The sequence below is a fragment of the Hydrogenophaga sp. genome (assembly GCF_030158645.1).
GTDB lineage: Bacteria > Pseudomonadota > Gammaproteobacteria > Burkholderiales > Burkholderiaceae_C > Hydrogenophaga.
Genome location: NZ_JAOASO010000003.1, coordinates 1 through 4,755, shown reverse-complemented (window position 1 = coordinate 4,755; position 4,755 = coordinate 1). Strand labels below are relative to the sequence as shown.

Annotated in this window: 6 protein-coding genes; 4 read left to right on the top strand and 2 right to left on the bottom strand. The window is 68.1% G+C overall.

Going from position 1 to position 4,755, the window contains the following annotated elements; genetic code table 11:
• Positions 1-214: heme exporter protein CcmB (locus tag Q1W68_RS00060; protein ID WP_366146662.1), on the bottom strand; the 214-nt coding region annotated here is incomplete at its 3' end.
• A complete protein-coding gene (gene ccmA, locus Q1W68_RS00055; RefSeq protein WP_300648506.1) occupies positions 211-834 on the bottom strand; it encodes a cytochrome c biogenesis heme-transporting ATPase CcmA in 624 nt (207 codons plus the stop codon). The genes ccmA and Q1W68_RS00060, both read right to left, overlap by 4 nt.
• A 290-nt stretch (positions 835-1,124) precedes the next feature.
• Between ccmA and Q1W68_RS00050 the strand changes: the two genes are divergently transcribed.
• The 4 genes from Q1W68_RS00050 to Q1W68_RS00035 all read left to right on the top strand — a co-directional run.
• On the top strand, positions 1,125-2,036 hold the full coding sequence (locus tag Q1W68_RS00050) for a polyprenyl synthetase family protein (protein ID WP_300715390.1): 912 nt from the start codon (positions 1,125-1,127) through the stop codon (positions 2,034-2,036).
• Positions 2,037-2,047: 11 nt separating this feature from the next.
• Positions 2,048-3,265, top strand: a complete 1,218-nt coding sequence (locus tag Q1W68_RS00045) for a methyltransferase (protein WP_300715389.1) — start codon at positions 2,048-2,050, stop codon at positions 3,263-3,265.
• 32 nt (positions 3,266-3,297) lie between these two features.
• Positions 3,298-4,260 (top strand): chlorophyll synthesis pathway protein BchC, encoded by a 963-nt coding sequence (bchC, locus tag Q1W68_RS00040; protein WP_300715388.1) that lies wholly within the window; start codon positions 3,298-3,300, stop codon positions 4,258-4,260.
• A partial coding sequence (locus Q1W68_RS00035; RefSeq protein WP_300715387.1) for an AAA family ATPase occupies positions 4,260-4,755 on the top strand: 496 nt, incomplete at its 3' end. The genes bchC and Q1W68_RS00035, both read left to right, overlap by 1 nt.

Sequence of the window (4,755 nt, the reverse complement as noted above, 5' to 3'; positions counted from 1 at the left end):
CGCCCGGCGCCATGGTGCGCAGCAGCCCGGGCTCCGGCCCCACGCCGAGCGGGAACAGGCTCACCACCATCACGAAAAACACCACCGCGGCCAGGGAGTCGGTGCGCCGGCGCAGCGCGATGCGCAGGTCGCGCCGAAAGACGCAGGAAAAGCCCTCCAGCCATCCCTGCGGCGCGGCGGAATCGGGTGAAAGGGTGGCCACGCGCGTGTTCACAGGCTGAGCACCTGGTGCGGCGTGTCGTCGAGCGCCACGCCCTGGTGGCTGGTGAGCACCACCGAGCCGCCGCGCAGCAGTTGCGCGCGGATCAGACCCTCGAGCCAGGCGGTGGCGGTGGCGTCGAGTGCGTTGAAGGGTTCGTCAAGCACCCACAGCGGTGAAGAACGCGCCAGCACCAACCGGGCGAGTCCACAGCGGCGGCGCTGGCCTTGTGAGAGGCGGCGCGCGGGCACGCGCTCGAAGCCGCGCAGACCAGCGTCTGCCAGGGCCTGCAGCGCGCCGGTCCGGTCGGCTGGCTGGCCGCCCAGCGTGCAGGCGGTGAGCAGGTTGTCCAGCGGCGACAAGTCGTCTTTCAGCGCGGCGGCGTGGCCCAGGTAGACGAGGTCGCGTCCCCACTGCTCGCGCTGCGCGGCCAGCGGCTGGCCCCGCCACAGCACCTCGCCCTCGGTGGGGCTGAGCAGGCCGCACATCAGGCGCAGCAGGCTGGTCTTGCCGGCGCCGTTGGCCCCCGCCACCCGCAGCAACTGGCCACCGGCCAATTGCAGGTTAAGGCCGCTGAAAAGGCTGCGTCCGCCTCGAACACAGGCGACCTGGCGCAGGGCCAGCGCCGCGTTCATGCACCAACCTCGGGGCGGGACGTGGGGTCAATCACGGAAGTGTCTCAAAACTCGAATGTCAACTTGATGTGACACTTATAGCACCAGACGCCAGGCCCGACCAACCGGAAAAACCCAAAGGCTGCATGGGTTTGAGGCGGCTTTCACCGGTTCATCGGGCTCCCCTCGGGACGCTCATCTTGTGTGCGCTGCACAAGAAAAGACCCTTTGACATTCCCAAGTGTCATGTTAGATTGACACCCATTGATGTCACACATTGCTGACATCCCGACCACGGTCAAGGGGCTCTCATGGACATGATGACTCGCATACAAGCCGCACTGGATCACGAGCTGACCCAGGCCAGCAGCCCCAGCGCCCCGCCCCGCTTGATGGCCGCCATGCGCCACGCCGTGTTTCCCGGCGGCGCCCGCATCCGCCCGCAGCTCTGCATGGCCGTGGCCAGCGCCTGCGGTGAAGACGCCCCCGCGCTGACCAACGCCGCCGCCATGGCCATCGAGCTGCTGCACTGCGCCTCGCTGGTGCACGACGACATGCCCTGCTTCGACGATGCCGACACCCGCCGGGGGCAGCCCGCCGTGCACAAGGTGTTTGGTGAGCCGCTGGCCCTGCTCACGGGTGATGCGCTGATCGTCATGGCCTACCAGATCCTGGCGCGCGCCGGCAGGCAGCACCCGAACCGCCTGGCCGGTTTGATCGACACCGTGTGCATCGGCACCGGCGCACCCGACGGCATCGTGGCCGGGCAAGCCTGGGAGTGCGAGAACCGCGTGAACCTGAGCCAGTACCAGCGCGCCAAGACCGGCGCCCTGTTCGTGGCATCCACCTGCGCCGGTGCGCAGGCCGCGGGCGCCGACCCCGAGGACTGGCGCGCCCTGGGCGAATGCCTGGGGGAGGCTTACCAGGTGGCCGACGACATCCGCGACGTGCTGATGCAGGCCGACGAACTGGGCAAACCCGCCGGACAGGACGCGCAGCACGGCCGCCCCAGCGCGGCGGCCGCCCTCGGCCTCGTGGGCGCCATCGACCATTTCCACGGCCTGATGCAGGCCGCCATCGATTCGGTGCCGGCCTGCCAGAGCCGCAGCGCCATGCGCCACCTGGTGCTGCACGAAGCCAGCCGGCTGATTCCGCAGAGCACCTGCGACCGCATCGAGCTGCAGCGCACGCCCGAACACCCCGCCGTGCGTCTGGCCGCCTGAAAGCCCCCGCCATGGCCGCGCTGGACACCCTCAAGCCACTCTCGGACGGGCCACCGCCCTCGGCGCGCGAGCGCCTGGCCAGCCGCATCGACCAGTGGATGACCAGCCCTGCGCTCAACCGCTGGGCCAGCCGCAGCGTGCTCACCCGCTGGTTGGTGCGCCGCCGTTCTGCGCAGCTGTTTGACTTGATGGCCGGCTTCGTGCATTCGCAGGTGCTGCTGGCGTGTGTGCGCCTCAAGCTGTTTGAACACGTGCTGCAAGCCCCGCGCACCGCCGACGAGCTGGCCACCCTGTGCCGCCTGCCCACCGCCCAGCTCACCCGCCTGCTCGACTCGGCGGTGGCCCTGCACCTGCTGGAGCGGCGCGGCTCTGGCCGCTACGGCCTGGGGACCATGGGCGCACCGGTGGTGGCGCACGCCGGCATCCGCGACATGATCGAACACAACGCCGTGCTCTATGAAGACATGCGCGACCCGCTGGCCCTGCTGCGCGACCCCAACGCCGCCCGCATGCACGCCTACTGGCCCTACACCGAAGACCCGTCCGGCAAGCCGCAGGCGCCGGCCCCGGTGGACCAGTTCGCGCGCTACTCGTCGCTCATGTCGACCTCGCAGCGTTTTGTCATTGAAGAGCTGCTGGGCGCCTACCCGTTTGCCGAACACCGCGTGGTGCTCGACGTGGGCGGTGGCATGGGCGGCTGGGTGAGCGCACTGGCCCAGCGCCACCCCCACCTGCAGTTGCAACTGTTCGATCTGCCCCCCGTGGCTGCGCTGGCCGCCGAGAACGTGCAGCGCCAGGGTCTGCATGAACGCATCAGCACCTTTGGCGGCAGCTTCACCAAAGACGCCCTGCCGCGTGGCGCCGACCTGGTGACCCTGGTGCGCGTGGCGCACGACCACCCGGATGGCGATGTGCGCACCGTTTTGCGCGCCATTTTTGACGCCCTGCCCCTGGGCGGTGCGCTGCTGCTGGCCGAACCCATGGCGCAGGCCGGCGGCGCACCCGAGCCCAGCGACCCGTATTTCCACTTTTATCTGATGGCCATGGGCTCGGGGCGCCTGCGGACTCCGGCCGAGCTCACCGCCCTCATGGCAGACGCCGGCTTCTCGCACATCGAACGCGTGCCCAACCCCATGCCGCTGCACGCACAGCTGCTGCTGGGCCGCAAATCGGGGAGCCCATCTAGGGGTTTACCCGCTGCTTCGTCTGAATCTGTCAATTTGTCTTGACACTTTAAGCTGTCACTTACTTAATACACATCATGCAAGCCCAAGCCATCGTTTTCCAGAGCCCGTGCAACCTCTCGGTGCGGTCGCTGGAACTTCGCGGCCTCAATGACGGCGACCTGGAGGTCGAGGTCGAGTACAGCGGCATCAGCACCGGCACCGAACGCCTTCTGTGGGACGGCAGCATGCCGCCTTTCCCCGGCATGGGCTACCCGCTGGTGCCCGGCTACGAAACGGTGGGCCGCGTGGTCCGCACCCAGGGCGACTGCGGCCAGGGTCTGGGCCGCATCCAGCCGGGCGATCAGGTGTTCGTGCCCGGGTCATACAGCTTCGAGGGCGTGCACAACCTCTTTGGCGGCGCCGGCTCGCGCCTGGTGGTGTCTCACGACCGCGTGGTCAAGCTGCACAACGACCTGGGCTCACAGATGGTGCTGCTGGCCCTGGCCGCCACCGCCTACCACTCGGTCACCTTCGGCGGCAGCCGCGCACCGGCCGCACCGCCCGAACTGATCATTGGCCACGGTGTCATGGGCCGCCTGCTCGCGCGCCTCACGGTGGCCGCCGGCGCCCCCGCACCCGTGGTGTGGGAAACGCAAGCCGCCCGCCGCACCGGCGCAGAGGGCTACAGCGTCATCCGCCCCGAGGAAGACACGCGCAAGGACTACCGCGCGATCTACGACGTGAGCGGCGATTCCGACATCCTGAACAAAGTGATCCCGCGCCTGGCCAAGGGCGGCGAGGTGGTGCTGGCCGGCTTCTACAAAAACGACATCTCGTTTGCCTTCGCCCCGGCCTTCATGCGCGAAGCACAGATCCGCGCCGCCGCCGAGTGGAAACGCGCCGATCTGCTGGCCGTGACGCAACTGGTGCAGACCGGGCGCCTGTGCCTGGACGGCCTGATCACCCACACCGAAACCCCGGCCCGCGCAAGCGATGCCTACGCGGCCGCCTTCGGCGATCCGCAGTGTCTGAAGATGGTCCTGGACTGGAGAAACTGATGAACGCAATCCCCGTCACCAACGTGCAGTCGGCGAAATTCATGGAGCAGCTGCGCGCAGAAGCCGCCATCGAGCCCACACCGGTGCACACCGGCGAAGTGAAGAAGGAAACCCAGATCATTGCCATCTACGGCAAGGGCGGCATCGGCAAGAGTTTCACGCTGGCCAACCTCTCTTACATGATGGCGCAGCAGGGCAAGAAGGTGCTGCTGATCGGCTGCGATCCCAAGAGCGACACCACCAGCCTGCTGTTCGGTGGCCGCGCCTGCCCCACCATCATCGAAACCTCGTCGAAGAAAAAGCTCGCCGGTGAAGCGGTGGCCATCGGCGACGTCTGCTTCAAGCGCGACGGCGTCTACGCCATGGAACTCGGTGGCCCCGAGGTCGGTCGTGGCTGCGGCGGTCGCGGCATCATCCACGGCTTCGAGTTGCTGGAAAAACTCGGCTTCCACGAGTGGGGCTTCGACTACGTGCTGCTCGACTTCCTGGGCGACG

Bases quoted from the DNA above. Each gene is read 5' to 3' on its own strand.
- ccmA (WP_300648506.1), bottom strand. From the start codon at position 834: ATGAACGCGGCGCTGGCCCTGCGCCAGGTCGCCTGTGTTCGAGGCGGA.
- Q1W68_RS00050 (WP_300715390.1), top strand. From the start codon at position 1,125: ATGGACATGATGACTCGCATACAAGCCGCACTGGATCACGAGCTGACC.
- Q1W68_RS00045 (WP_300715389.1), top strand. From the start codon at position 2,048: ATGGCCGCGCTGGACACCCTCAAGCCACTCTCGGACGGGCCACCGCCC.
- bchC (WP_300715388.1), top strand. From the start codon at position 3,298: ATGCAAGCCCAAGCCATCGTTTTCCAGAGCCCGTGCAACCTCTCGGTG.